15 protein-coding genes and 1 tRNA gene are annotated in these 26,741 nt (G+C 38.4%); 15 read left to right on the top strand and 1 reads right to left on the bottom strand.

The features are described 5' to 3' along the window. Nucleotides 1–45 precede the first annotated feature (45 nt). The 3 genes from QL995_RS09075 to QL995_RS09065 all read left to right on the top strand — a co-directional run bounded on the left by QL995_RS09075 (nt 46) and on the right by QL995_RS09065 (nt 3,789). A tRNA-Glu gene (locus tag QL995_RS09075) sits at nt 46–121 on the top strand. Nucleotides 122–403: 282 nt separating this feature from the next. Further along, nucleotides 404–3,271: a pitrilysin family protein gene (locus QL995_RS09070; RefSeq protein ID WP_290294018.1), complete on the top strand. Its 2,868-nt coding sequence runs from the start codon at nt 404–406 to the stop codon at nt 3,269–3,271. 251 nt (nt 3,272–3,522) lie between these two features. After that, nucleotides 3,523–3,789 carry a DksA/TraR family C4-type zinc finger protein gene (locus tag QL995_RS09065; RefSeq protein WP_169044992.1) on the top strand — a complete coding sequence of 89 codons (267 nt, stop codon included), beginning with the start codon at nt 3,523–3,525 and terminating at the stop codon, nt 3,787–3,789. Nucleotides 3,790–4,073: 284 nt separating this feature from the next. On the opposite strand, the gene gloA is transcribed toward QL995_RS09065, so the two are convergent. Then, entirely contained in the window at nt 4,074–4,475 is a 402-nt protein-coding gene (gene gloA / locus QL995_RS09060) for a lactoylglutathione lyase (RefSeq protein WP_010555329.1), read from the bottom strand. A 647-nt stretch (nt 4,476–5,122) separates the two neighbouring features. Here gloA and QL995_RS09055 point away from each other — a divergent pair. The 12 genes from QL995_RS09055 (at nt 5,123) to QL995_RS09000 (ending at nt 26,436) form a co-directional block, all read left to right on the top strand. Further along, a complete protein-coding gene (locus QL995_RS09055; RefSeq protein ID WP_007585320.1) occupies nt 5,123–6,001 on the top strand; it encodes an NAD(P)-dependent oxidoreductase in 879 nt (292 codons plus the stop codon). Between the two features lie 148 nt (nt 6,002–6,149). Continuing rightward, nucleotides 6,150–8,408 carry a polysaccharide lyase 6 family protein gene (locus QL995_RS09050; RefSeq protein WP_290294016.1) on the top strand — a complete coding sequence of 753 codons (2,259 nt, stop codon included), beginning with the start codon at nt 6,150–6,152 and terminating at the stop codon, nt 8,406–8,408. Nucleotides 8,409–8,413: 5 nt separating this feature from the next. Continuing rightward, a complete protein-coding gene (locus QL995_RS09045) occupies nt 8,414–10,624 on the top strand; it encodes a heparinase II/III family protein (RefSeq protein ID WP_290294015.1) in 2,211 nt (736 codons plus the stop codon). A gap of 5 nt (nt 10,625–10,629) precedes the next feature. Then, complete coding sequence (locus QL995_RS09040) at nt 10,630–10,974, top strand: cupin domain-containing protein (RefSeq protein ID WP_002962963.1); 345 nt, start codon at nt 10,630–10,632, stop codon at nt 10,972–10,974. A gap of 2 nt (nt 10,975–10,976) precedes the next feature. Further along, nucleotides 10,977–12,284: an MFS transporter gene (locus tag QL995_RS09035; RefSeq protein ID WP_024592292.1), complete on the top strand. Its 1,308-nt coding sequence runs from the start codon at nt 10,977–10,979 to the stop codon at nt 12,282–12,284. A 74-nt stretch (nt 12,285–12,358) separates the two neighbouring features. Beyond that, nucleotides 12,359–13,291 (top strand): sugar kinase, encoded by a 933-nt coding sequence (locus QL995_RS09030; RefSeq protein ID WP_010555333.1) that lies wholly within the window; start codon nt 12,359–12,361, stop codon nt 13,289–13,291. 428 nt (nt 13,292–13,719) lie between these two features. Continuing rightward, nucleotides 13,720–14,337 carry a bifunctional 4-hydroxy-2-oxoglutarate aldolase/2-dehydro-3-deoxy-phosphogluconate aldolase gene (gene eda, locus QL995_RS09025; protein WP_007585331.1) on the top strand — a complete coding sequence of 206 codons (618 nt, stop codon included), beginning with the start codon at nt 13,720–13,722 and terminating at the stop codon, nt 14,335–14,337. A gap of 14 nt (nt 14,338–14,351) precedes the next feature. Next, entirely contained in the window at nt 14,352–15,434 is a 1,083-nt protein-coding gene (gene fbaA / locus QL995_RS09020) for a class II fructose-bisphosphate aldolase (protein WP_024591529.1), read from the top strand. Beyond that, the gene (locus tag QL995_RS09015; protein ID WP_010555334.1) at nt 15,431–16,393 is read left to right on the top strand and encodes a class 1 fructose-bisphosphatase; all 963 of its coding nucleotides are present in this window, start codon (nt 15,431–15,433) and stop codon (nt 16,391–16,393) included. Before fbaA ends, QL995_RS09015 begins: the two co-directional genes overlap by 4 nt. 462 nt (nt 16,394–16,855) lie before the next feature. After that, entirely contained in the window at nt 16,856–19,588 is a 2,733-nt protein-coding gene (locus tag QL995_RS09010; protein WP_290294013.1) for a poly(beta-D-mannuronate) lyase, read from the top strand. 324 nt (nt 19,589–19,912) lie between these two features. Continuing rightward, on the top strand, nt 19,913–22,945 hold the full coding sequence (locus tag QL995_RS09005) for a TonB-dependent receptor (RefSeq protein ID WP_007585340.1): 3,033 nt from the start codon (nt 19,913–19,915) through the stop codon (nt 22,943–22,945). Nucleotides 22,946–23,472: 527 nt separating this feature from the next. Further along, nucleotides 23,473–26,436: a TonB-dependent receptor gene (locus QL995_RS09000; RefSeq protein WP_024591526.1), complete on the top strand. Its 2,964-nt coding sequence runs from the start codon at nt 23,473–23,475 to the stop codon at nt 26,434–26,436. Nucleotides 26,437–26,741 lie beyond the last annotated feature (305 nt).

Below are 26,741 nucleotides of genomic sequence, written 5' to 3'. Positions count from 1 at the left end.
TGAAACGAGTCTAAAAATTCAGTTGTCCTAGTGACACATTTATGTGTCCCCATCGTCTAGAGGCCTAGGACACCGCCCTTTCACGGCGGTAACAGGGGTTCGAATCCCCTTGGGGACGCCACTTACTATTTTAAGAATTGTATAAAGCAGTGTTACATAACATTCTATATGCACGATGTTATTAAGAGTATCAATTTCTTAGCTATGTCATTTACTACTTAGATAGGGAAGTGCAGTGTTATTAGAATAAAACCACAAATTAATATCCTCATTTTACACTTCATTTTTATATCAATCTATTTACACTTTGTTACAAAACCAAACCCATAATCGCTCCATATTCCTTGTTGTACTTTTAATTAGTCTTTAAACTCATTGAGTTAATTTAAATATGGACTAAAAAATGAAACTCACAAAAATTGCACTTGCTGTTTTACTTGCATCAGGGTTGGGTGCATGTAATAGCTCAACTCAAGCTGTTGATAAAAATATTGTTACAGAAACATCAATTCCTGGCGTTACACTTATTGAGTCAGTGAAATCTAATGCAGGTGAAATCAACATACCGTATAAAAAATATAAACTAGATAACGGTTTAACTGTAATTGTGCATGAGGATCATTCAGATCCCTTAGTACACGTTGATGTAACATACCACGTTGGTTCTGCTCGCGAAGAGTTGGGTAAGTCAGGCTTTGCTCACTTTTTTGAGCATATGATGTTTCAAGGTTCAGAGAATGTTGCTGATGAGGAACATTTTAAAATAATATCTGAAGCAGGCGGTACTTTAAATGGTACAACTAACTCAGATAGAACAAATTATTTTGAAACAGTACCTGTAAATCAATTAGAAAAAATGTTGTGGCTAGAAGCTGATCGAATGGGCTTTTTACTCGATGCTGTAACCCAAGAAAAATTTGAAGTACAACGCGAAACAGTAAAAAATGAGCGCGGCCAACGTGTTGATAATCGCCCTTATGGTCGTTTAGGTGAACGTGTTGCTCAAGCGATGTATCCAGATGGTCATCCATATTCATGGCCAGTAATTGGTTTTATGGACGATCTTAATCGCGTAAATGTAAATGATTTAAAAGCATTCTTTTTAAAGTGGTATGGTCCTAATAATGCAACGCTTACTATAGGTGGCGATGTCAACGCTAATGAAATACTGCCATTAGTTACTAAATACTTTGCACCAATTCCAAAAGGCCCTGAAATCCCTACAGTAGAAAAAACAGCTGTAACACTAGATGCTGATAGATATATTTCAATGGAAGATAAGGTACATTTACCTTTATTAAGTATGAGTTTCCCAACTACTTACGCTCGCTCTGAAGATGAAGCACCTCTTGATATACTTGCTGAAATATTGGGTGGTGGTAATAATTCACTACTATACAAAAACTTAGTTAAAACTCAACTTGCTGTACAAGCAAGTGCAAATCATCCATGCCAAGAGTTAGCGTGTTCAATTAGTCTTTATGCTTTACCAAATCCTACAGCAGGGAAAACGTTAGCTGATATGGAAAAAATCATTCGTGATTCATTTGTTGAATTTGAAGAGCGTGGCGTTACACAAGATGATTTAGATAAAGTAAAAGCTAAAATAGAATCTGGTGCAATTTTTGGTCTGCAAAGCGTATCAGGAAAAGTCTCTCAACTAGCCGCGTCAGAAACGTTTACAGGTAACCCAAATTCAGCTAAAGATGAGATTGCACGTTATAACAAAGTTACAAAAGCTGATGTTATGCGTGTTTTTAATCAATATATCAAAGGTAAATCTGCCGTTATTATGAGTGTTGTTCCAGAAGGGCAAACTCAACTTATAGCTGCTCCAGACAACTTTACGCCTAAATCGCATGATTTTGGAGGTCCATCTACAACTTCAGCTGATGATTTAGTGGCACGAAGAGCTGTTGATACATTTGATCGAAGTGCTCATCCAGAGGCCGGCGCAAATCCTGCTGTTGATGTTCCTACTCTTTGGCAAACTAAGACCGAAAACGGTATTAAAATATTAGGTACTCAAAGTACAGAAACGCCAACTACCGCTATTTTCATTAAAGTTCCGGGTGGCCTGTACAGTGAGCAAGCTAGTAAAGTGGGTTTATCATCAATAACTGCATCGTTAATGAGCGAGTCAACGCAAAACTACACTACAGAGCAGATGAGTAACGCGCTTGAAAAACTAGGTAGCCAGGTAAGTATCTACTCAGATAAAACACATACAAATGTGTATGTTTCTAGCTTAACCAAAAATGTAGATGCAACGCTAAAGCTTGTCGAAGAAAAGTTATTTAAACCAGCATTTAATGCAGATGACTTTGAGCGTAATAAAAAGCAAATCATTCAAAATATTCAACATTCAATGAAGGATGCTGGGTATTTAGCATCTAATACATATAGTAAATTACTATATGGCAACAATATAGCTGCACTTCCAAGTACTGGAACGCTTAATAGTATAGAGGCTATTACACTTGCTGACGTTAAAGCTTTTTATAACGCAAACTTTAAACCGCAGGGCGCTCAAGTAATTATTGTTTCTGATTTAAAAGAGTCAACAATTGAACCAAAAGTTAAAGCTACACTTACAAATTGGAAAGGTAAATCGAGCTTAGTAGCGGTTGATTTCAGTGAACCTAAAGTAGAAACTAATGTAATTTATTTGGTTGATAAACCAGACGCTCCTCAATCAGAAATTCGTATAGGTAAACGCGATATGGTTGAAGATATTACAGGTGAGTTCTTTAAAGCTAACTTGATGAACTTTGCACTTGGTGGCACGTTTAACAGCCGTATCAATCTAAATTTACGAGAAGATAAAGGCTATACTTACGGTGCTCGCTCTCGTTTCTGGGGTGATAAAACATCAGGTGGCTTTACCGCTTCTGCAGCGGTGAGAGCCGACTCTACTGCAGCATCTATTACAGAGTTTACTAATGAACTTAATAACTATGCTCAAAACGGTGTCACTGACGAAGAGCTTATGTTTATGCGTAAGGCTATCAATCAAAAAGATGCGCTTAAATACGAAACGCCTAATGCAAAACTTGGCTTTTTAGCACAAATATTAGAGTTCGATTTAAAACCTAGCTTTGTAAAAGAAAGAAATGAGATTGTTAGCAATATCAGCAAAGAAGAAGTTAACGCCTTAGCTAAAAAACACTTAAATACTAAAGACATGATTTATTTAGTAGTGGGTGATGCTAAAACACTTCGTCCAGAGCTCGAAAAATTAGGTATGAAGGTTGTTGACTACAGCCTTTAATATTTAAATAAATCATTGGAATTATAAAGCAGCTTTTTTAGCTGCTTTTTTTTGCCTAATTGTAGAGTGTTGAATTTTTTGTGAAAAATAGATTACAAGGAGCAACTACAGCATCTTTCCACCAGATATAAAATATAGTTTCGTAGCTTAAACCTTCAAAGGGCATCACATTCCTAGCTCTTTTATTCAGTACTTATAAAGATTCGATTTGGTAGCATAAATTTAAACATCCAACTTTATTAGGAGGATTTATGGCAAGTGGATGGGCACGAGACGGTGCAATTCAAGATCAAATTGATGCGAGTGTTAATGACGCCGTACAGTATGCAAGAAGCAATTTAATATCTGGCGCAAGTGCAGAGTTATGTGATGAGTGCGATGAGAAAATCCCACAAGCACGAAGGCTTGCGTTACCGGGTGTACGCTACTGTGTGCAATGCCAAGCTGCAATAGAAGGTAATGATGCTAGCGCTAAATCGTTTAATAGACGTGGCAGTAAAGATAGTCAGTTGCGTTAAAAAGGTGCTGAAAAGCACCTTTTTACTTAATACCAATCTGCATAAATATTTGAACAATATATAAAATTAAACCCCTCCATAGTTATACCAACCAGCATAAATCTTTGATCAATTTAACGAATTAAATTGCACTATAACGTCGTTAAAAATTTTTTATTTAGAACAACTAGATACAAAAATTTTTGCCTAGTCCTAGCGTAATTTTCTTAACGCTAAATAGACCCCATATATAAGCAGATTGGCATTAAGCAAATTGTTATTACTTGAATTAGTTGGTAGGTAATTTAAAATTTACTCATGTCATCTTTTTTCTGAATAAGTTCTATTGAATAACCATCAGGGTCTTTTACAAAAGCAATTTCAGTAGTACCACCTTTTACAGGCCCAGGTTCACGGCTTACATTGCCACCGGCTGCTTTAATATCAGCACATGTTTTGTAAATATCATCAAATTCAATGGCTATATGGCCATAAGCATTACCCAGGTCGTAGCTATCCTCGTCCCAGTTATAAGTTAACTCTAATACTGTATTATCTGCTTCGTCGCCATATCCAATAAAGGCAAGAGTGTATCTGTATTCACTGTTATCAGCTCTGCGTAATTCTTTCATACCTAATACTTCAGTATAAAAAGCAATTGATTTGTCTAAATCCGCTACACGCAGCATAGTATGTAATAAACGCATTATTCAGTTCCTTTAGTGATTTTTCAAAGTTCAGTATATTTTTAACTAAGCGCTATTATTAAGCGCATTTTGTAGTTTTTATATGTATTAGCCATATATGTAGGCGTTACGTACAAATCACAACCTCAAAACCATTTAGAGTTGGAAGCTGTTCACGTATGGCCTTTATAATTTTACCAATAACATCAACTGTAAATTACCAATTAATGAACCATTTTATTGAATTTTGCATATTTAAATAAAGAACACTCAATTATTGGTCAACCTATTAGTATAAAAAAAGTTACTGATTGTTCAACAAAAGTTAACCTATATCTGATTGGGTTTGTTATAGCTAACAATTTGTTTTTAATTGATATTAAATTTATTTGTATGTAATTTGTAAAAATATGGGATTTACTTGGTTAACTTATTGGTTGACAAAAAAGGCGTATGGTAATACAGTTTTTGCATACCAATTGGTAAGTTGCTTGGTTTGAGTGAATACAATGTATTGGTAATTAATCAGAGTTACGTTTTGCACAGGTTAATTTATAAATAACTCAAGCTTAAAGTTACTCTACAAATTGAAACAAAGACACAGCGTATTTTAAAGTAGATTTTACTTGTTCTTATAAAAGTATGCGCCACATATTTAGGAGTTATTCATGTCAAAACCAGTCATCGGTTTCATCGGCTTAGGCTTAATGGGCGGCAACATGGCCGAAAATTTACAAAACAAAGGCTATGAGCTAATTGTTATGGACCTTAGCAAAGATGCGGTTGCAGCATGTGTCGCTAGAGGCGCAAAAACAGCAAGCACTGCTAAAGAGCTAGCTGAAGGTTCAGATATTGTTATGTTTTGTCTTACAACTTCTGCCGTTGTAGAAAAAATCATTTATGCAGAAGACGGTATCCTAGCGGGTATTAAAGAAGGTGCAGTACTAGTTGATTTTGGTACTTCTATTCCATCATCTACTAAAAAAATTGGTGCTGATTTAGCAGCTAAAGGCGCAGGCATGATTGATGCTCCTCTTGGTCGTACACCAGCACATGCTAAAGACGGCCTTTTAAACATCATGGCTGCAGGCGATATTGATACATTCAATAAAGTTAAACCAGTACTAGAAGATCAAGGTGAAAACGTTTTCCATCTTGGCGAGCTAGGTGCAGGTCATACAACTAAGCTTATCAACAACTTCATGGGCATGACTACAGTATGTGCTATGTCACAAGCATTTGCAGTTGCAGAGCTTGCTGGTGTTGACCGTCAACAACTTTTTGACATCATGTCGACTGGTCCATCTAACTCACCGTTTATGCAATTTTGTAAAAACTATGCAGTTGATAATGTTAGCGACCTTGGTTTCTCGATTGCTAATGCAAACAAAGATTTAGGCTACTTCCTACAAATGGTAGAAGACCTAGGTACTGAATCAAAAATCGCTGAAGGTTCATCAGCTAACCTACAAGCAGCGTTTGACGCTGGTATGGGTCAAGGTAACGTTCCTGAAATTTTTGATTACTTCAAAAAGCTAGAAAAGTAATACTTCTCGACCTTATTGAGCGCTTTAAGCTTTTGGCTTAAGGCGCTTTAACACACATGACACCAATTGACTAAAGTCTTTGTGCAATGTCAGCTTTTTTAAATTCTGATGAAGCACTACTTTCAGTCACAACGAAAAAGAGTTAACTATGCGTTTGATTAACACAATAAAGCTTAGTCTAGTTCTCATCGGTTGCATATCCACACAAATAGCGGCCAAAGATTATTTTGTAGAAAGTAAACAAGCTTTTAATGATATCGCAGCTAATCTAGTTGCTGGCGACAAAGTAGTACTTAAAAATGGTACTTGGTCTGACTTCGAAATCCTACTTGAAGGCCAAGGTACAAAAAACTCTCCTATTTTATTGACCGCTGAAACTAACGGTAAAGTAATTTTATCGGGTCAATCGAACCTAAGACTTGCAGGTAAATACCTTGAAGCCTCAGGTTTAGTATTTAAAGACGGCTACACACCGAGCTCAGCTGTAATAGAGTTTCGTAAAAATAAAAATGAATTAGCCTACAATTCACGAGTTACTCAAACAGTAATCGATAATTACAGTAATCCAGACAAACGAGAGTCTGATTATTGGGTTGCATTATATGGACAACATAACCGCTTTGATCATAGCCATTTAGTTGGCAAACGAAATAAAGGTGTGACAGTTGCTGTTCGTTTAAACACTCAAGCAAGTCAGGAAAACTATCACCGCATAGACAACAACTATTTTGGCTACCGTCCAACTTTTGGTTCGAACGGTGGTGAAACCCTACGTATTGGCACCAGCCATTACTCATTAACTGATTCGCATACATTGGTAGAAAATAACTATTTTGAACGCACCAATGGTGAAGTAGAAATTGTTTCGGTTAAGTCAGGCAAAAACATCCTTCGTAATAACGTATTTTATGAAGCGCGCGGTACATTAACGCTGCGCCATGGTAACGGTAACCTTATAGAAGAAAATATTTTTATTGGTAATGGTGTTGACCACACAGGTGGTATTCGCGTTATCAATAAAGATCAAATTGTAAGAAATAACTACCTACAAGGTCTAACAGGGTATCGTTTTGGCAGTGGCTTTACTGTGATGAACGGCGTACCAAATTCATCTATAAATCGTTATCACCAAGTTGAAAATGCGACAATTGAAAACAACACATTTATAAATGTGCGTCATATTCAACTTGCCGCTGGTAGCGATGCTGAGCGTAGCGCTGCACCTAAAGATAGCGTAATGGAAAACAACTTAATCATAAATCAAGATGGTGAACAGCCATTTACAACATTTGATGATGTAAGCGGGCTGGTACTAAGTAACAACATTGCTGATACAAAAGTACTTTCTGAGCTAACGTACGGTGTAAAAAGAGAAAAAATCACGCTTAAAAAAGCAAGTAATGGTCTACTTTACCCAACATCTAAAAGTTTAAATGTAGGTGCAAAACGCGACTTAAAAGTACTTAAAAAAGAAGATACCGGTGTTAGCTGGTATGCAAAAGTACCAGCACTTGTTGAGTTTGATTCTGGTAAGACACATTCTGTTAAAGCTGATGTAAGTGCATTACTAGACGCTATTGATAATGCAGAGTCGGGCGATGTTCTAGAACTAGCGCCTGGCCAGTATGATGTTTCTAAACTGGTTAAAATTGATAAAACGTTGACAATTAAAGCAAAGCAGAACAAAAAGTCTAAACTTACTTTTCAACGCTCTACCTTGTTTGAAATACATGATGGCGGCAGCTTAAAACTAGATGGTTTATCTATTTCAGGTGAAAACGCGCCAGATGCAATAGGTAACAGCATTGTTCGTACGCAAAAATGGGGTATGGTTGATAATTACCGCTTTGTAATGACCAACTCAGAGTTAAATGCTTTAGATATTAATCATTCATTCCATTTCTTTATCACTGGTAAAGGTGCAATGGCTGACGAAATTATTGTTACAGGTAATACCTTTAATACAGTAACAGGTGACATTTTACGTCTAAATACTGAAATTGAAGACTTAGGTGTTTATAACGCGGAATACGTTATTGTAAATAATAATACATTTAATGATGTGCAAGGTGGTGTACTTAAGCTTTACCGTGGTGGTACTGATGAAAGTACATTTGGCCCTCATTTTGAAATGACAAATAACACGCTTAATAACGTCGGCCTTGGTAAGCGTAACAAAGAGCAAGCGAGCATTTATGTTCACGGTGTTCAGGTTACTAATATCAAAGATAATAAATTTGTTAAATCTGCTCCTATTGTTGTAGAGCACACAGTAGGCGAGCCTAAAACTGAAATCTCAGACAATACATTTGATGCAACCAAAGCACCAAGTGTTAAAGAGTTAAGAGTTAAAGGCCCACATACAGCAGTATTAAAAAATAACAACATTTTAAATAAGGCAGGGTAAATACTATGTACTTATTAAAATGCCAAACAGGTTTTAAAATAGCGGCTGTAGCAGCACTTACATTACTTACATCATTGGGTGCGCATGCAGCGCACCCAAACTTAGTAATTACTACTGATGACGTAAGTCATATGCGCCAAGCAATAGGCAGCGAAGGTAAATTTTCTACTGCGTTTGAGCTATTAAAAGCGCAAGTAGACGAACAAATAGCTCAACCAATTGCGGTACCTGTACCAAAAGATGGTGGTGGTGGTTATACACATGAACGCCACAAAAAAAATTATCAGCTTATGTATAACGCAGGCATCATTTATCAACTAAGCCAAGATGATAAATATGCAAATTACGTGCGTGATATGTTGCTTGAATATGCAAAATTATACCCAACGCTTGGTCTGCATCCAAAACGTAAAATGGACTCGCAAAATCCAGGTAAGTTTTTTTGGCAAAGCCTTAATGAAGCAATGTGGCTTGTGTACACAATACAAGCTTATGATCTAATTCATGACTCGTTAAATGCCGATAACATTAAAACAATCGAGGATGACTTACTACGTCCTGTTTCGTTGTTCACATCAGTAGGCCAACCCTCTACATTTAATAAAGTACATAACCATGGAACATGGGCAACAGCGGGTGTTGGCATGGCAGGGTATGTATTAGGTGAACCTGAGTGGGTAGAAAAATCATTATACGATTTAGAAAAGTCGGGTAAAGGTGGCTTTATTAAGCAGCTAGAAATGCTGTTTTCACCACAAGGTTACTATAACGAAGGTCCTTACTATCAACGCTTTGCACTATTACCCTTTGTAACGTTTGCTAAAGCGATTGAAAACAACGAACCACAACGAAAAATCTTTGAATATCGCGATGGCATATTATTAAAAGCGATTGATACGACGATTCAACTTAGCTACAACGGTTTGTTTTTCCCAATTAACGATGCAATAAAAAGTAAAGGTATCGATACTATTGAGTTAGTTAATGGTGTAACGGCAGCATATGGCTTAACCAACGATGCAGGCTACCTTGATATTGCTAAGCAACAAGACCAAATAATTCTCTCGGGTGATGGACTAAAAGTAGCTCAAGCACTAGATAACAAAATGGCAAAACCTTATTCGTTTAAATCTGTTGCCTTCGGCGATGGTAATGACGGTAAACAAGGTGCTCTAGTTGTAATGAGAACGCAGGTAGGTGGCGATCAAGCTCTACTATTTAAACCTGCTGCACAAGGCTTAGGTCACGGTCATTTTGATAAACTAACATGGCAGTTTTACGACCACGGTAATGAAATTGTATCTGATTATGGCGCAGCACGTTTTTTAAATGTAGAAGCTAAATACGGCGGTCGTTATTTACCTGAAAACGAAACTTACGCTAAACACACTGTTGCGCACAATACGGTAGTGGTTGACGAAACAACGCATTTTAATGCAAATGTTGAAGTAGGAAATAGTAATTACCCTACACTTAACTTTTTCGAAACGAATGAATACGGCACGGTTTCAAGCGGCGAAATAAGCACAGCTTATAAAGGCGTTGATCTTGAACGTACGCTTGCACTTATTAACTTACCTGAACTACAAAGCACAGTTGCACTTGATATATTTGATGTTGCTGCAAATAAAGCGCATCAGCTTGATTTGCCTTTGCATTATAAAGGTCAGCTTATAGATACCAGCTTTGAGCTAAAAGCGAATGCAACACAACTGTCTGCATTAGGTACTAAAAATGGCTACCAGCATCTATGGCTTAAAGCTCAAGCGCAACCTCAAAGTGGTTTAGCTAAAGTAACGTGGTTAAACGAAAATGGTCGCTTTTATACGCAAGCGAGTTTGGTTAAAGGTGATGAGTCTTTCTTGTTTACTCAAATAGGCGCAAACGACCCTGATTTTAACTTACGCAACGAAAACGGTTTTATTCGTCGTGTTGAGGGTCAAAAGCACCATAAATTTATATCTGTATTAGAGCCTCACGGTGAATACAATCCAAGTAAAGAATATACCTTAGAAGCTGTTAGTAGAGTTACAAAGCTTGAATATAGTCAGCAGGGCGATTTAACACTTGTTGAACTTGATATTAAAGGCAAGTCATATTTAGTGGCTATTAATAAAGCACCAACCTCAGCTAAAAATACATTCAATTATCAAAATAAAGAGTTCACTTTAAATGGCCGATTAGGCGTTTATATGATGAACAATAATCAGGAGTAAATAGGATGCAAAAGCAAAGCGCAAACTTTTCATTTGGCAACGAGACCGAAATTGAAGATTTAGGAAATGGTCTAAAACGTCAAATGCTAGGTTATAACGAAGAGCTAATGGCTGTTAAAATTTGGTTTGAGAAAGGGGCTATTGGTTATAACCATGCTCACAGACATTCTCAAGTAACGTATGTTGTTGAAGGTGAGTTCCACTTTAACATTGATGGCGTCACTAAAATCTTAAAACCGGGTGATAGCTGCTTAATCCCACCATTTGCTGATCATGGAGCTACCTGCCCAACAGGCGGAATCCTGATTGATACTTTTAGCCCAGCGCGTGAAGACTTTCTTGAGGATTAATTATGCAACTTAAAGGCTTACGTTGGTGGGTTATAGCGCTAATTGCGCTAGCTACCATTATTAACTATATCGACCGTCAAGCACTTAGTGTGCTTTGGCCGGACATCGTTGAAGATTTATTTCCTGATGAATCAGCGCTAGAACGCAAACAAATATACGCTAATATTTCAATTGTGTTTGTATTTGCTTATGCATTTGGTCAAGCCATATTTGGTAAAATATTTGACTGGGTAGGCACACGCTTCGGTTTTGTTTTATCGATAGGTGTTTGGTCTATTGCAACCGTTGCACATGCATTTGCACAAGGTGTACTTAGCCTTAGTATTTTTCGCGCAATCTTAGGTGTAGCAGAAGCCGGTAACTGGCCGGGCGCAGCTAAAGGTAATGCTGAATGGTTTCCTACTAAAGAGCGCGCCTTAGCACAGGGTATTTTTAACTCTGGCGCTGCTATTGGCGGTATTATTGCTATTCCTTTAATTGCTTATTTAACTATCTACTTTAGCTGGCAAATGGTGTTTGTTTTTGTGGGCGTATTAGGTTTTCTTTGGTTAGTGCCTTGGTTAATTTTGGTTAAAGCGCCGCCTAGCTCTCATCCTTGGCTTACTGCACAAGAGCGTGAATATATCTTAACAGGTCAAAGACGTGTTGATGATAATGGCGATGTAACAGGCGAAGACGAAGAAGAATATAACCCTTCAACTGCTGAGTTACTTTCTCGTAAGCAAAGCTGGGGTGTAATTATTGCCTCTGCTGCGATTGACCCTATTTGGTGGTTATTTGTTTTTTGGATACCTATTTACCTAAACGAAGTATACGGCATGGATGTTAAGTCTATTGGTATATATGGTTGGGTACCTTATGTTGGCGCTATGTTTGGTGCTTGGTTTGGTGGCTTATTAGCTCAAAACCGACTCAAAGCCGGTTGGAATACAGATAAAACACGTAAGCTAACTATAACGCTGGGCTGTTTAATTATGTTACCTGCGTTACTTGCAATGGCAAATCCAGGCGGACCAACGACAGCGGTACTAATTATGGCTGTTATATTATTTGGTTTTCAAACTGCAATTGGTAACGTGCAAACACTACCAAGTGATTTGTTAGGCAAAAAAGCTGTAGGTACATTATCAGGTTTCTCTGGTATGGCGGCAAAACTTGGTGCTGTAGGCCTTACATCGCTTGTGCCTATTCTTACTGCTGATGGTAACTATACGCCAGCATTTGTTATTGGTGCTTCTTTAGCCATTATAGCAATGGCAGCTGTTTGGATTTTAATTCCAAAAATAGAACCTCTTAAAAAGCCTCAATAATCTAGATAATAACTGCTATGCCAACATGTTTTGTATAAGCGCATAGCAGTTAACTACATAGGGTAACTTCCAAGATGAAAAATATTTACTTTATCGGTGAATGCATGGTCGAGCTTAGAGCTATGAGCGCAGCCACACTACACCAATCATTTGCAGGCGATGTTTATAATTCTGCAGTGTATTTAAAACGTTGCTTCCCGCAGGTTACTACTTCGGTTGTTACGGCTTTAGGTCAAGATAATTTAAGTAAAAAAATGCTAGAACGCTTTGAAAGTGAACAAATAAATACACAACTCGTATTTGCTCACGATACCAAAGTACCTGGCATGTATTACATAGAAACCGATGAGCATGGTGAGCGTAGCTTTATTTATTGGCGTAATGATTCTGCAGCTAAAAAGGTTGTTGATTTTTTAGATGCTGATGCACTCGAGCAGCTTAGCCAAGGTGATATGTTTTTCTTTTCAGGAATTTCATTAGCAATAATTGAAGAAAGTGCGCGTGAGCATTTTTGGAAAGTTGTAGAGCAGCTCAAAGATGCTGGGGTTAAAATAGTTTTTGATCCTAACTACAGAGCGCGTTTGTGGAATAGTGTAGAGGAAACTAAAGAGCAATATCATTTAGCCTTTACGCTTGCAGATATTACCCTACCAGGCGTTGAAGATTTAACAACACTTTATGACGTTCATAGCGTAGAAGCGGTTGTTGAATATTTAAAACCTTACCAAATTGAAGAAATTGTTGTTAAAAATGGCCCTGAATCGGTAGTGACAAAAGAGGGCGATACGCTTCAAAGCCACACCATAATACCGGTAACAAATGTTGTAGATACGACATCCGCAGGCGATGCTTTTAACGGTGTTTACTTAGGTGCTCGTTTATCTGATAAATCAATTTCAAGTGCTGTACAACTTGCTGCAAAAGCCGCCGGTGCGGTTATACAACAGCCAGGCGCTATTGCTCCAAAAGATATATTTCAGCTAGCAATGGTTGAAGCTGGTATCTGATACCAATTTTATTAAAAACATGATCACCTTAGCGTATTAAATAACTCACTAACTACGTCAAAAATTATTTATATAGAACAACTATGTATCATAATTTTAGCCTTGTTATTGAGCTATTTTCTTGTCGCTATAATAGCTCATTAATTTAATGCAATTGGTATAACAAAATAATTAACCTGAACTCTGGTTAAGAGATTTACTAACATATTGAATCATGGTGATATTTAAAATTATTTTCTCTAGCTAGAGATTTTCAGTGAAAACAAGGCGAATTTACGCGTCAATAGCGGGCCTATTGCAAGTAAATTCAAAGCAGTTAGCGCTGAAAATAGCTGCTTGAGATAGATTTATTATCTAGAGTTCAGGTTAATCAAACATTAAAGGCCGCCATACCTCGGCCGCATTACTTTTTATAAAGGAACAACGTTATGACTCGCTTTTCTGAACTTATGTCAGGACAAACACTGCTACCTATAATTCAAGCTGATACGCCAGAGCAAGGTGTTCAAATAGCGAAAGCTATGGCTAACGCTGGCCTTACTTTAGTTGAAGTAGTACTAAGAACAGAGGCTTCTTTAGAAGCATTAAAAGCTATTAAGGCGCAAGTGCCAGAGCTAAAAGTCGGTGCGGGTACAGTCATAAATACTGACATTTTAGAGCAAGCACTTGAAGCAGGTTCTGACTTTATTGTAACGCCAGCAGTTTCTCCTGCATTACTTACAGCACTTGCTAAATGCAATGTGCCGGTACTTCCTGGTGTATCAAACACAGGTGATATTTTAATGGCACTTGAATATGGCTTTGAAGAGCAAAAATTATTCCCGGCTTCGCTTGCCGGAGGAGCACCTTTTGTATCAGCTGTGTCGTCAGTATTTAGAGCAGTCAGCTTTTGCCCTACAGGCGGCGTTAGCGAAAGTAACAAAATGGACTATCTTTCTTTAAATAATGTATTCGCCGTTGGCGGTACTTGGATAGCGAAAAAAGAGTGGGTTGAACAAGAAAATTGGCAAGCAATTACTGATTCTTGTATCCAGGCTTTAAAATAGAAAGGATTTCATAAATGAATTATTTAGCCCCAACAATACTGCCAGGCGTAATCGTTGGCGATGAAGTAAGTGCTGTGTATGAACATGCCCGTACTAATCAATATGCGTTGCCAGCGGTAAATGTTGTTAGTACAACATCTATAAATGCGACGCTAGAAGCTGCTAAAAAGAAAAACTCGCCCGTTATTATTCAGCTTTCTAATGGTGGAGCTCAATTTTTTTGTGGTAAAAGCTTATCTTTACCAGAGCAACAATCAGCAGTGCTTGGGGCGGTAAGTGCTGCAAGATATGTACATTCAGTGGCAGCACATTATGAAGTAGCAGTGATGCTTCATACTGATCACGCAGCTAAAAAGCTACTACCTTGGATTGATGGTTTGCTTGATGAAGGTGAAAGACACTTTGAACTGACTGGCAAACCACTGTTTAGCTCGCATATGATTGATTTGTCAGAAGAGCCTTTAGAAGAAAATATCGAAATTTGTGAACGTTACTTAACGCGTATGGCAAAAATAGGTATGACGCTTGAAATTGAGCTTGGCTGCACGGGCGGCGAAGAAGACGGTGTTGATAACTCACACCTAGACAGCTCTTCTTTATACACTCAGCCTGAAGATGTTGCATTTGCTTACGAACGTTTAAGTCGTATTAGCCCTAATTTTATAATTGCAGCGTCTTTTGGCAATGTCCACGGTGTATATAAGCCGGGTAACGTTGTTCTTACACCAACTATTTTAAAAGATTCACAAGCTTACGTATCAGAAAAATTTAATCTACCAAGCAACTCAATTAACTTTGTATTTCATGGTGGTAGTGGTTCTGAGTACGATAAAATTGCAGAGTCTTTAACCTATGGTGTAGTTAAAATGAATATCGATACCGATACGCAGTGGGCGTGTTGGACAGGTATTTTAGACTACTACAAAGGTAACCAAGCATACCTACAAGAGCAAATTGGTAACCCTGATGGGGATGATAAGCCAAACAAAAAATATTATGACCCTCGCGTATGGTTGCGTCATTCAGAGCAAAGTATGGTTGCAAGACTAGAGCAATGCTTTGACGATCTAAATTGTGTAAATAGGTATAGCGCATGAAAAGACTAAATACAGTATTAAAAGAAGACGGTGTAGATACCGATCTTATTTTACTTATTCGCACAATTTTAGCGACCAGTAAAGAAATTGCTTTTCGAGTAAGCCAAGGTGAATTAGCCGGTGTTTTAGGTTCAACATTGAATGAAAACATCCAAGGTGAAGTTCAAAAAAAGCTAGATGTAATTGCAAACCAACTACTTAAAGACATCCTACTTGACGACAGCAGCGTACGATCAGTTGCATCAGAGGAAGAAGATCATGCGGTAGGTGGCCATCCTGAAGGTAAGTTTATTGTTGCTTTTGACCCACTAGATGGCTCTTCTAATATTGATGTTAATGGGCAAATAGGCACTATATTTACTATTTACTTAGCCCGTGATGATGTTGCCTTCGACAGCGACGAGCAATTTAGTCAGCCTGGTGTAAATCAAGTATGTGCAGGCTATGTGTTATACGGCCCTTCATCATTACTTGTAATGAGTACTGGCGGTCCAACGCGTTGTTATACATTAGACTCAACGCATGGCGGTTATCTACTGACAAATAAGCAGTTAAGTGTGCCAGAGCAGAGTCGTGAATTTGCCGTTAATATGGCTAACTACCGTTATTGGGACGAACCGACACAAGTGTATTTTGATAAATTGCTTTACACCTGTGAAAGCTTTGAAAAAAGCTCAATGCGTTGGAATGCAGCGATGGTAGGCGACGTTCATCGTATATTATGCCGAGGCGGGTTATTTTTGTATCCGCAAGATAAACGCAGTGGTAACGATAACGGAAAAATAAGACTGCTTTATGAAGCAAACCCGTTAGCGCTTTTAGTTGAAAACGCAGGTGGTAAAGCAACCTCTAGAGGAACGCGTATTTTAGATATTGCGCCAACTAGCTTGCATCAACGTGTGCCTGTTGCTTTGGGCTCAAATGAGCCTGTAGAGTTTTATAATAACGCTATTTTATAAACCAGTACTTAATAAAAAAGGGGCAAGAAAATAGCCCCTTTTTTACCCTTATTTTTCATTCTCTCTGTAAATAATCCTTTTTATACAAACTCACTTCATTTCTTAATTTTCTTATAGTCTTCAAATAAGAATACTTCATATATATTAAATAAATCTGATTTACTTAACCCCATGTAAAACCAATTTTTTACTATAAGGTTATGTATTTTCGCAGTAATTGTGCATGATTGAATTCAATTTTTGACCTGCGATAACAGTGCAGGGTTAACTTTGTGTTTATTTGTTGTTATTTAATTGGGTGGATATAGTGGAAAAAGTTATTTTATTATGGTTATATTACCAAGTTGGTTAACAATTTATTTGCAATTTAAATGAATTTGGTAATAAACGCATGATTTATTTGGTAACACACACAATAGATAACCAAATATTAAAACCATAAATTTGGAGAATAGAGCCACCATGAAATTAAAACATTTTGCGCTATGCGCTATTGCAGCTGCAATAGTTGGTTGTGACACAAACTCAAACAACAATGACAACAACTTGGGCTCTATTGCTCTTAGTGGAACTGTTACAAGCGGACAAACATTAACAGCTGAAGTTAGTGACCCTGATGGTATCTCAGGTGACGTGACTTACTATTGGTATGCAGATGGTGAGGCAATTACAGGTGCAAATAGCGCTTCGTTTACACTGACTGACGATCAGATAGGGTTACCAATTACAGTTCAAGGGCTTTATACCGATGATGGCGGTATCAATGAATCGCATATTACAGATCCAACCGCAGATGTTGCCGCAATCGCATTCCCTGCAAGTTTAACTATTACGGGCGACGCTCTAGTTGGTTCGCAACTAACAGCCAATGTAGCTGACGAAAATGGCTTTGATGGCGATACAGTAACTTATAAATGGTTTGCTGATGACATAGAGATTGCAGATGAAGCACTTTCAACGCTCACGTTAACAGACGCACAGTTTGGTACAGTTATAACAGTTAGTGCATCTTTTGAAGATAGCCGTGGGTTTAACGAGTCTGTGACTTCAACGGGTACAGAGGTTGTAGCACGAACAAACTCCGAAGGCGAAGTTACAATTAGTGGCACGCCAACCGTTGGTAATATATTAACAGCAGAAGTTGCTGATACCGACGGGACAACAGGAGATATTACTTACCAATGGCTTGCTGACGCACAAGAGATAGATGGCGCAACACAAAGCACCTTTACAGTTGATGCATCACTTTTAGGTCAAAAGATAAGTGTTCAAGTTGCTTACACAGATGATAATGGATTTATCGAGGATAATACATCAGAGGAAACAATTGCTGTTTCTGCTGTTGCGGTTGACGAAGCCGGTAGCGTCGCCATTATGGGCGTAGCGCCTTATTTGACAAGTGGCGAGTTAACCGCTGAGATAACTGATAACAACGGTGTTGAAGAGGCAAACGTTACTTATACTTGGTCTGCTGATGGCGTTGAAGTAGCCGACAGTAATAGTAAAACATTTACACCTTCTGCTTACGCTGGCTCAATAATGTCGGTAAAAGCTACGTATACAGATAACGATGGTTTTGCGAGTGAGGTTACAAACTCACTTGATACATTAGTTTACACACAATTAGTTAGTAACCCTGAAGCACTCCTTGGTGCTTTAAGCGGCGGTTTAGCTGATGGTGATGTTATTGGCTTAAACACCGGTGTTTATGCTGATATGGACGCAGTTTTATTAACCAGTGCAGTAACGCTTCGCGCTGTAGAAGGTCAAACTCCTGTACTTAGCGGTGAAGTATGTGTGCATGTAGCTGCTGGAGTAGATGGCGCTGGATTAACAGGGCTTACCTTTAAGAATATAGATACTAAAGCGGGTGCATTTTGTGAAACCGAAGAAGGTGCTGTTATTTACTCAGAAGGGGATAACTTTACTTTTTCGCAAAACACGATGGATGGAGAAGAAGCTACACTCAATAACTCTGAATACCATTGGCTGATGATAAAAGGTCAAAGCGCGTTGGTTGAGCGAAATACATTCTCTAATCGAAATGTAGCAGAAAAAGGGTCTGTGATAAAAATATCATCATCAAGCTCTGATCACGTTATTCAATATAATTTATTTAGCGACAGTGATAATCCAAACTTTGGTCAATCAAGTTTATATTTAATCAATGCAGGTAGCACAACGGGTAGCGGTGCAGCTGATAACGCAAACTTTACTATTCAGTATAACCGCGTAGAAAACTTTGTAACGGGTCGTCGTTTAATCAAAGTACAAACCTCAGGCGCAACTATCAAAGGCAATACAATTGTAAATCCTAATGGTGGTATTTCACTAGAAGATGGTGGCTTCAACAGTGTTACAGACAACATTATTATTCGTACTACAGATATTGCAAGCTCTGATGACCGGCCAGCGGGTGTATTAATTACACCACTTGGTCACACCGTAAGTAACAACTACATTGCAGGTATTCGTTCTGGTAATAAAGAAGCGGGCGGTATTGTATTTACAGCTAACCCATTTTCGCAAGATGATGGTGGTGTACCAAAGTCAGGTAATCAGGCAGTGCTTGATAGTGCCGGCGACTTTACACTAAATGTAACAAATAATACAGTTTTGAATTCACAGCAACCTATTGTATTTAGTACAGAAATAGGCTCTAAAGCACCAACAAGTGATTGTGATGAGTTAACCGCAGCGAATGCGCCGGTGCTATACGGCCTAACCAAAAATGCGTTTGTTATCAACTTTAATGGAAATTTAATTGCAAACGGTTTAGGCGATCAAACAGACGAAGACACAATAAATAGCAGTGCTACAACTCAAGGCTTATTTTACCCAAATACACTTGAAAGTGACCATGCTTTTGAATATGACTGTGACTTAATTAATCATGATAGTTCGGTGCTAAGTAACAACTTTGGTTATATGGATAGTCGAGTATCAGGCGATGCAAGCGGTGACTGGGTTGAAATTAGAAAACTAAATGGTAATGGCGCATTCGATACTGATGGTGCAATTGACCAAGACCCAGCAACTAATGGCAAAGAAGTACTTGAGTACGTTACAGCAACAAGTACGTTATTAGAAACTGACCCTGCAGGCCTTCAGGCAGAGGCAGGTGCTAAAGGTCTTCATTATATTCAATCATCTGAAGTCGGTGTTGGATCTACATGGAAAATACAAAACGATTAAATAACCAATTAATCAGTTAACTTTTAAAAGCCCCAAATTTGGGGCTTTTTTATTATTTATTAATAATCACCACACTTTCTCAACCTACATTACCCATTTATAAACTAGTTTAGAGCGGTTTATATTCTAGTAAAAAACCTGCCTGACCTACTGGTAATGCCGCTAAGTTAAAATTGGTATACCTTATGGTAATATTAAAACGTCAAATTGGTTGATCATCGTGCTGCGTTTAAGTATATTAACGTCAAAGGTCACATAAAATATACATAAGCATAACAAGCTAACACACTAAAATCACACAACAACAACCAGCGGAGAATTCAAATGTCGTTGAAGTCACGAGATAACAATAATTCTACAACAGGGCAGTTTGCAATGCGCCCAGTTGCAAAATGGGTAAGAACAGCGGTCATCGCAGGTATGGCAAGTTCTTGCGTATTTACAGCAAGCGCACAGGAAGATCAGGGAAAAGCGACAGAAGTTGAAGAAGACGTTGAAATAATTAGTGTTACAGGTACACGTAGAACGATTCAAGACCAAATAGCAATTAAACGTGAAGCAACAACGGTAGTTGATGGCCTGTCATCTGAAGATATTGGTGATTTACCAGCACTGTCTATCGGTGAAGCACTAGAATCAATTACAGGTGCTGCATCTCATCGTGAAAACGGTGGTGCAACAGAAATCACTATTCGTGGTCTTGGTCCATTTTTAAGTGCAACGCATATCAATGGTCGTGAAGCGACTAATGGTAGTGGTGACCGCTCAGTTAACTTTTCGCAGTTTCCGTCTGAACTTGTAAAAAAAGTAGCAATTTATAAAACGCAAGATGCGTCAATGATTGAAGGTGGTGTTGCAGGTGTTATTGCACTTGAAACTATAACTCCACTTGATTTTGGCAAGCAACGTGTATCAGCTGAAGTTAAATTAAACTACAACCCTGATGAAGGTAATGTAGATAACTCACTGCAAAGTGACGCGGGTTACCGTGGCACGTTTAGTTATGTAGACCAGTTTGAATTTGATAACGGCCAAGCCGTTGGTGTGTCTTTTGGTGTACAGCGCCAAGATATCAGCCAACCAGAAGCTGAATACAGAAGCTCTAGCCCATCAGGTTCTTCATTATGGGCGTGTTTAAACGATCCTAATAATACCAATGAAGGTTTTTATCGTAGCAGCGCAGGCGACTGTGAAGACCAAGTTAGTGGCAGTAGCAACCAAGGTTACGATACAGAAATTGATCCTGAAACAGGTAAAGCAGTAAGTGATGGTACTCCTTACGCTTGGACTGGCAGCAGCCGTAGTTACCGCCAAAACGAGACATCAGATGAACGTGATGCAATGTTTTTTGCACTGCAATACCAACCGTCAGCTGATTGGGATGTTAACTTTGATGCACAGATTTCAGATAGAACACAACAAGAAGCACGCCACGATTTAATCTTTTTACAAAAACGTGCAACACCTGGCGTAACAGGTCCAACACTTGTTACTAATGATGTAGGCGGTATTTTGCACTGGGAAGGTGAAGAGCGCATTGAATCAGCGGGTGAGCAATTTTCTCGTGAAGAAAACTACCAAGGTTACGGCATAAATATAGAACATACAGTTACTGATAGATTAACTGTTGACCTAGATTTAGCGTACTCAAAAACAGAACGTGAAGAACTTCAAATATCTAACCGTGGTAGAACATCAGGTCGTAATTTCTTTTCTTGGGATATGGGCGATGAGATCCCTCATTTCACACTGACAGATTTTGACGTAACAGATATTTCAAACTTTACAGATAGCCTAAGAACACGACTTGACCGTGAAAATGTTCGTGAAAATGAAGTTATCTCAGCGCGACTAGATTTTGACTATACCTTAGATGGCAATGTTTTCACCAGTATTCAAGGTGGTATTAGAACATCTGAAATGACCTTCCTACAGTATGGTGGTAGCCAAGGTAACGGTTCAAGAAACGAATTTACACTAGACTCTGGTACTGAAGCGCTTGATGTATTACAAGGTTGTCAAATCGATTTCCCTGAATCAGGCTTTTTATCAAGTGTATCTGATGGCGATATCGTAACAAATGTTGATAGTGACGGTAACGTTGTAGATAGCGGTACAGGTTCATCATGGGCTACATACGACAACGTATGTTTCTCACAAGCTGTAGCGGGTTCTAACGCTGATGGTGTGTTTGCTTACCCAGAAGTTGAATATGAAAATGCAGGTACAATCGATGTAACAGAAAAAACAACATCAGTGTACTTAATGGCTAACTACGATACTGAAATGTTTGGTAAATTCATTCGCGGTAACTTTGGTCTTCGTATTGTAGACACAGAAGTAACTTCGATTGGTTTTAGAAATAGCTTTGACGTAGTAACAAGCGACACCGGTGTACTTTCTCTGGTTGAATCTGATAATGGTTCATTGGATAAAATAAAAAGCGGTGGTGACTACACGAAGTATTTACCAAGTTTTAACCTAGTTATTGACTACAGTGAAGATATTTTATTCCGTGCAGGTATATACCGTGGTATGTCACGTGCAGATCCATCTGATTTAGGTTACAGCCGTACATTCCAAGAAGATACAGAAGGTACAGCAACTTCAATCAGCGATTTATTAGTGGGTGTAAATGGCTCTGGTAACCCGGACACTCAACCGCTTATGTCGTGGAACTACGATGCTGCGTTTGAATGGTACCCTAACGAAGATTCAATCTTAGCGTTAAGCTTATACTACAAACAGTTCAACGGTGGTTTTCAACAACAAACAGTAATTGAAGATTTTACTGTTGCCGGTGAAACTGTTTCATTACCAATTACTAACTCTGTTACATCAGATGAAGACAGTGAAATATTAGGTCTTGAAGCTTCATTTTCTTACCGCTGGGATAATGGCATCGGTATGAAATTTGGTTACAACTATGCAGACACTGATTTTGAGTTCCAAGATAGCTTATACGGCGATACGTTTGAGACTGACGTAGATGGTAATACTACACAGTTAACTGACGGTATTATTGAGTCGGCTTCAGTACCTGGTTTCTCAAAGCATGTATTTAGCAGTCAGCTGTACTACCAAATTGGTGGATTTGATACTGCTGTTATTTACAAATATCGTAGTGAGTATTTCCAACCATATACTACAAATGGTACTCGACTTCGTTATGTTGATGGCGTAGGCGTATGGGAAATGCGCGCATCATACAAAATTGATGAGCACTTTAGAGTTAAAGCAGAAGCAATTAACTTGTTCAGTGCACCTAAATCACAAGACTTCTTTGTTGAAGGTAACTTAGGTGAAGTGAATGACTATGGCCCACGTTTATTCTTAGGTTTAAGCTACAAGCTGTAATAATAGTTAAACATTAGATCACATTAAAAAGGCGGTTTTACCGCCTTTTTTGATCCTCAAATTCTTCAATTTTATATTTTCGATAATACTAACAAACAGTACTTAAAAAAAACTCACTCCAGAATTACGCTACTTGACTAAAAAACAATTAAATTGGTTAACCAATAATACTGTTTATTAAGCACGCCCAACATCATCGGTTTCTCCTGCCTAAATTATTTCATTTTTAAAACGATAACTATTCTAACCTTTGTTATTGACAGCCCTATTTCTAATAGAATTTAAAAACCATAAATAACATCAACTTAAAATGTAAGTTTTGCTTTTAACTTGAAATTTAGTTAGGTTTTTCTATTTTGGTAATAACATATTGCATAATATTTGATCTAAATTCATTACCAAAAGGTTGACCTTTGTAGGTGTGGGTGTAAATATAAAGTTAAGACTTTGTAATAAGAAAGGGCTTTTAATAAAAACAATAAAGTAGCTGGTTAAACATAGCATTTCACACACACAGGAAAAAAACTATGAGTCACAAGTTATCTAAAATTACACTGGCAGTTATATCGGCAACCGCACTTGGTATGTCTTTGTCTACACAGGCGCAAGAAGCTCCAAAAAAAGCTGCAGACGATCTTGAGGTTATCGAGGTTTCAGGTATTCGACAATCGCTTACAAATGCTCTTGCACAAAAGCGTTCAGCAGATAGCCTTGTTGAAATTATCGAGGCTGTAGATATTGGTAAGCTACCAGATCAAAACCTCGCAGAAGTACTTGAAAACGTAACAGGGATTCAAATTACACGTGAAGCAGGGGTAGGTACGGGCGTTCAAATTCGTGGTACCAACGCCAATCGTACAGAAGTGAACGGCGTATCAACAGTTGGCTCAGGGTCTGGACGAAGTGGCATTAGTTTTGAAGATGTATCAGCTGCAATCATCTCTGGTGTAGAAGTAATTAAGTCACCTGAAGCAAAAACAATCGAAGGCTCTGTGGGCGCAACAATAAACCTTAAAACAATTCGCCCGTTACAGTTAAATGAAACTCTAGGCTCAATTAGAGTTCAAGGTGAAGATAGTAGCTTATCAACAGATGGCGTGACTCCTAGGGTATCGGGTGCTTGGGGTGATAACTGGGAGCTTGATTCGGGCGGTAAGTTTGGTGTTGTATTTAGTGGTAGTTACAGTGAGCAAGACGTAACCGCATTTCGTCCTCGCGCAGATAGAGATAATTCGGTAGCCGCTGATAGTGGTGCTGCAAGTGCACAATCGTTTGATTTTCTACCAGTTCAATTTTTAATTCAAGATTACGATAATTACGAATACGAGACAAAAAACTTCGCAGGTACATTTGAATATGCGCCAAACGATAATATGAAATTCTTTTTTGATGCAGTTGTTAACGATCAAGAGCGCCGCCAAGAAAGCTCAAGAGTACAAGCATCTGGCCTAAGTGATCTTAGAAATGTATCAATACCGAGTGAATTTGAAACAGTTAATTTTGGTTCACTTGACGGACAAAACCTAGGCAGCATACAAGCGGCCGTAAGAGGCGTGATTCCGGTTGAAGACGGTGGTGGCGATCCTAATTTACGTTTTTCTAGCGATACTAATTCACGCATAACAAAAAGCAAAATATTTAGAATAGGGGGCGAATGGCAAGGCGATAGATTATTTGCAAGTGTTGAAGCCTCAACCTCTCGTTCTGATTCAACTACACCAAGCTTTAATACAACGCTTAATTTTATAAATCCAAATGTTGCTACTAATTCGTCAAATGAAAACGGGACTCCTTTTGAGTATGATCTTACAGGTGATGCACTTACGTTTGGGATTGCAACGGGGGAGGCAAACGCGCCAACAATGGCTCAATTACTCGACCCTGCAAATGTTGTTCTACGTGACGTAAACCAAGGGCAAGATGAGTCAGAAAATACAGAAGATGCGTTTCGTACAGATTTTACATATTACTTAGATGATGTAATAACGTCAGTCGATTTTGGTTACCGCTACAGTAAAACGAGTAGTGTGTCGGATCAAGTTCGCTCTAACGTTGGTTTAAGAAATATGGCTGATAGCCCAACGGGTGATTTATTTGCACAATTATTAACTGCGGGCCCAGATAACTTTAACGATGGTGATGGGCGAGCACTCTATATTCGTGATTTCTTACTTATAAACCCAGAGCTTGCATCCTCTGATCCACAAGCCGTATTAGCAGCGCTTAACCAAGCGATTGAAGCTAATAATGCAATAACGGGTTCCGATCGTGGTCCAATAAGCTCACCAACGTCTCAAGTAAATGCATTTTTTGATATTGAAGAAGAAACACATGCCTTATATGCACAAGCAAATTTTGAGTATGGCATGTTTCGCGGTAACTTTGGCCTACGTTATTTAGAGACTGAAGTTACATCGCTAGGTAACTCTGTTACTCAAGATGGAAGTGGCAACGAACTGGTTACTCAGCTAACGTCAAAAGGTGATTACGATTTCTTTTTACCACGATTCAATTTAGCCGCGAATGTAAGTGAAGATGTGATTGTTCGTTTAGGTTGGTCAAAAGATATTAGACGCCCAGATTTTGATGACCTATCTACATCTGTTACGTTTGGCACCAGCCCTAATAGTGCCGTTTCAATTGGTAATTCAGGCTTAGCGCCAGAAGAAGTAACCTCTTTCGATATATCCACAGATTGGTATTTTGCACCCGCTGCTTTGTTAAGTGTGGGGTACTTTCATAAAACACGTAGCGATTTGCACGTTACACAACAAGTTGACCCATTTGAAGACCCAAGCACAGGCTTTCGCGATACAAATGGTCCAGAGTGTGAAGGCGGCGGCATATTTAATCCAATTGCAGACATAAACGTGTTTGGCCCAGATGCTGGCGTAGGGTTATGTGTTCCTACGCAAACTACTATTAATGATTCTGGTGAAACAACGCAGCAAGGTATTGAGCTTGCAGCTCAATACGACTTATCAAGTTTTGAAAAAGAGCTAGGTTGGGCATCAGGTTTTGGTGTGGTTGCTAACTATACCTATCAAGAATTTTCTGGTGGTGAATCATTTGACACTGCAACGAGTCGTGCAAATGCAGTTTTTGCATTAACAACCGGTAACCCGGATGCAGACATAAGTGCTAAGCAATCACTAATTGATCTGTCAGAAAACGCATATAATATTACATTTTACTATGAGAAATACGGTCTATCTGCTCGAGCGCGTTACACGTGGCGCGAAGGGTACCGTTCAACTGACTTTGGTAGCACCTCAAGCTTCCCATGGGGTTTCCCTGTTGTACAAGAAGACAGAGGGCAGCTTAATGCCAGCATAAGTTATGATGTGAACGATCAGCTAAATATCGGTATTGAAGCCGTTAACTTGACTGAATCAGAAGTTAGCCAGTCTTGTGTTAACGAAGGTGCTTTACTTTGTTTCCAAGGTATTACAGACCGCCGTATTACATTTGGCGCTAGCTATAGATTTTAAAAGTTATAGTTAAATCGAGTCTATAAGTGTGTGTATTTAAAGACGCTAAAAGCAAGCCATCTGGCTTGCTTTTTTTTTACTTAAAATTAGTTAACATTTATAAAAATGATTTATTCCACTTTGTATTTTACTTTTAAATACTGTTACAGCGGCAATGTCTTGCGGCACTGCCACCAGTAATTATACCAACCTGCATAAATCTTTGATCAATTTAACGAATTAAATTGCACTATAACGTCGTTAAAAATTTTTTATTTAGAACAACTAGATACAAAAATTTTTGCCTAGTTCTAGCGTAATTTTCT

This window comes from Pseudoalteromonas sp. APC 3358 (genome assembly GCF_030408075.1).
Taxonomy (GTDB): Bacteria; Pseudomonadota; Gammaproteobacteria; order Enterobacterales; family Alteromonadaceae; genus Pseudoalteromonas; species Pseudoalteromonas arctica.
Note: the sequence above shows the minus strand (reverse complement) of the source record. Positions and strands in the feature narration are given on the sequence as shown.

Coding starts and splice junctions, on each gene's coding strand:
- QL995_RS09040 (WP_002962963.1), top strand. CDS start 10,630: ATGCAAAAGCAAAGCGCAAACTTTTCATTTGGCAACGAGACCGAAATT.
- fbaA (WP_024591529.1), top strand. CDS start 14,352: ATGAATTATTTAGCCCCAACAATACTGCCAGGCGTAATCGTTGGCGAT.
- eda (WP_007585331.1), top strand. CDS start 13,720: ATGACTCGCTTTTCTGAACTTATGTCAGGACAAACACTGCTACCTATA.
- QL995_RS09070 (WP_290294018.1), top strand. CDS start 404: ATGAAACTCACAAAAATTGCACTTGCTGTTTTACTTGCATCAGGGTTG.
- QL995_RS09005 (WP_007585340.1), top strand. CDS start 19,913: ATGTCGTTGAAGTCACGAGATAACAATAATTCTACAACAGGGCAGTTT.
- QL995_RS09030 (WP_010555333.1), top strand. CDS start 12,359: ATGAAAAATATTTACTTTATCGGTGAATGCATGGTCGAGCTTAGAGCT.
- gloA (WP_010555329.1), bottom strand. CDS start 4,475: ATGCGTTTATTACATACTATGCTGCGTGTAGCGGATTTAGACAAATCA.
- QL995_RS09015 (WP_010555334.1), top strand. CDS start 15,431: ATGAAAAGACTAAATACAGTATTAAAAGAAGACGGTGTAGATACCGAT.
- QL995_RS09055 (WP_007585320.1), top strand. CDS start 5,123: ATGTCAAAACCAGTCATCGGTTTCATCGGCTTAGGCTTAATGGGCGGC.
- QL995_RS09050 (WP_290294016.1), top strand. CDS start 6,150: ATGCGTTTGATTAACACAATAAAGCTTAGTCTAGTTCTCATCGGTTGC.
- QL995_RS09045 (WP_290294015.1), top strand. CDS start 8,414: ATGTACTTATTAAAATGCCAAACAGGTTTTAAAATAGCGGCTGTAGCA.
- QL995_RS09065 (WP_169044992.1), top strand. CDS start 3,523: ATGGCAAGTGGATGGGCACGAGACGGTGCAATTCAAGATCAAATTGAT.
- QL995_RS09010 (WP_290294013.1), top strand. CDS start 16,856: ATGAAATTAAAACATTTTGCGCTATGCGCTATTGCAGCTGCAATAGTT.
- QL995_RS09000 (WP_024591526.1), top strand. CDS start 23,473: ATGAGTCACAAGTTATCTAAAATTACACTGGCAGTTATATCGGCAACC.
- QL995_RS09035 (WP_024592292.1), top strand. CDS start 10,977: ATGCAACTTAAAGGCTTACGTTGGTGGGTTATAGCGCTAATTGCGCTA.